Here is a 1564-nt window from a genome sequence, read left to right as displayed (position 1 = left end):
TTTCAGATAGATAGCCAGAGAGGTAAATCCCCCCTCGTTAACAAGAGAAGCGCGCATCTTGGAGAGTTTTCCCTCATCGAACGCGCGAAATTTTTTATAGAGGTATTCACCGACGATCAAATCGAGTACCGCATCCCCCAAAAACTCAAGTCGCTCATTATTGTAGGGCTGTTTGTAGCTTTTATGCGTCAGCGCTTCAATAAGGAGCTCTTTGTTTTGGAATGTGTACCCTAAACGTTCTTGCAGGGCTTCTAAGTTGTTCATTTGTTGTTTAGTCCTTCTTTAAATTTTTCCGCCTCTTCGCGGGCAATCTGGTCGCACTGTTCGTTTTCGATATGGCCGTTATGTCCCCGTACCCAAACACCTTCAATGCGGTGTTGTGCGGAGACGCGGATGTACTCTTGCCAGAGGTCGGGATTTTTGACTTTGGCAAAGTTGCGGTTAATCCACCCTTGGAGCCATTCATTGATCCCTTTGATGACATAACTCGAATCCGAAATAACGGTCACTTCGCAGGGCTCTTTGATCGCACGAAGCCCTTCGATGACTCCGAGGAGTTCCATCCGATTATTTGTCGTATGCGCTTCTCCGCCACGGATAATCCGCTCTTTATCGCCATAGCGCAAAATGGCTCCAAATCCGCCCGGTCCCGGATTTCCCAGTGCGGAGCCGTCACTGAAGAGAGTTATTTTCTTCAAATCGTTCCTTTGAAAGATTCATAATACTGTGTACCGAATCAATCGCATGGCATTGAGGGCAACGGTGAAACGGCAAAAACGAGATCACGTTACACTCACCGCACGTATATTCAAACTGCAATGTGGCTTTATTCGCGCCGCAGCGTCGTAGGGCGATAAGGGTATCAAGTTCGAATACCGAACTCCCATCTGCCAGCTCAAGCGACCCTTTTGCGCTAAAGAGTTCACGCAAATAGGTGTTGCTTGCAATTATATCCAAATCGAGATTTTCATCTCTGAGGCGCCATAGAATATCGCTGAGGCGGACACTGAGTGATTGGTCATAATGTTTCCATGCCAGCATAGGGCGATAGGTGAAAAGCCACTCGTAAATCATATATCCAAGGTGGCGATGGGTCTGGTAGATTTTTATTAATCTATCGGCTTTCTCATCCATATCGATTTTATGATCTCCTATGAGTATGCGACATTCAAGATAAAGTTTTTCACTGATGGTATCAGGAGAGAGTTCTTGGAGCGATTCCATCACTTCTAGGGCTTTATCATATTGTTGAAGATGCTCATAAATGAGTACCAAAAAGTGTAAGGCCTGCGGTGTTCGGGGTGCATTGTGTAAAATTTGTAGGAATGTTTGGCGTGAACGCTCTAAAAATCCCGCTTTAAAGAAGCTTTTTCCGAGTAGCAATAGGGCATCTTTTTGGAAAATGGGATCACGGTTTTTGGCGAGGAGGGCGTGATAGATCTCCACGCTCTTCTCATAATTTCCCTGATGCTCGAAACTTTGTGCCAACAACAGCCACGATTCGGAGCTGAGGGAGTTGGTCTCTACTTGCTCGGTAAGTTTTTCCCCCTCGCCGATCGATTCG

Annotated in this window: 3 protein-coding genes; all 3 read right to left on the bottom strand. The window is 46.2% G+C overall.

Annotated elements, in window-relative coordinates:
* The coding region (locus tag A2517_RS05240; protein WP_294894838.1) for a ribonuclease III domain-containing protein at positions 1 to 264 on the bottom strand (264 nt) is incomplete at its 3' end.
* Complete coding sequence (gene rnhA / locus A2517_RS05235; protein ID WP_294894836.1) at positions 261 to 698, bottom strand: ribonuclease HI; 438 nt, start codon at positions 696 to 698, stop codon at positions 261 to 263. The genes A2517_RS05240 and rnhA, both read right to left, overlap by 4 nt.
* On the bottom strand, positions 673 to 1564 hold an 892-nt coding region (locus A2517_RS05230), incomplete at its 5' end, for a tetratricopeptide repeat protein (protein WP_294894834.1). The genes A2517_RS05230 and rnhA, both read right to left, overlap by 26 nt.

The sequence above is a fragment of the Sulfuricurvum sp. RIFOXYD12_FULL_44_77 genome (assembly GCF_001830725.1).
GTDB classification, from domain to species: domain Bacteria; phylum Campylobacterota; class Campylobacteria; order Campylobacterales; family Sulfurimonadaceae; genus Sulfuricurvum; species Sulfuricurvum kujiense_A.
The sequence above is the reverse complement of the archived record's forward strand: the minus strand, read 5'-3'. Positions and strand labels throughout refer to the sequence as shown.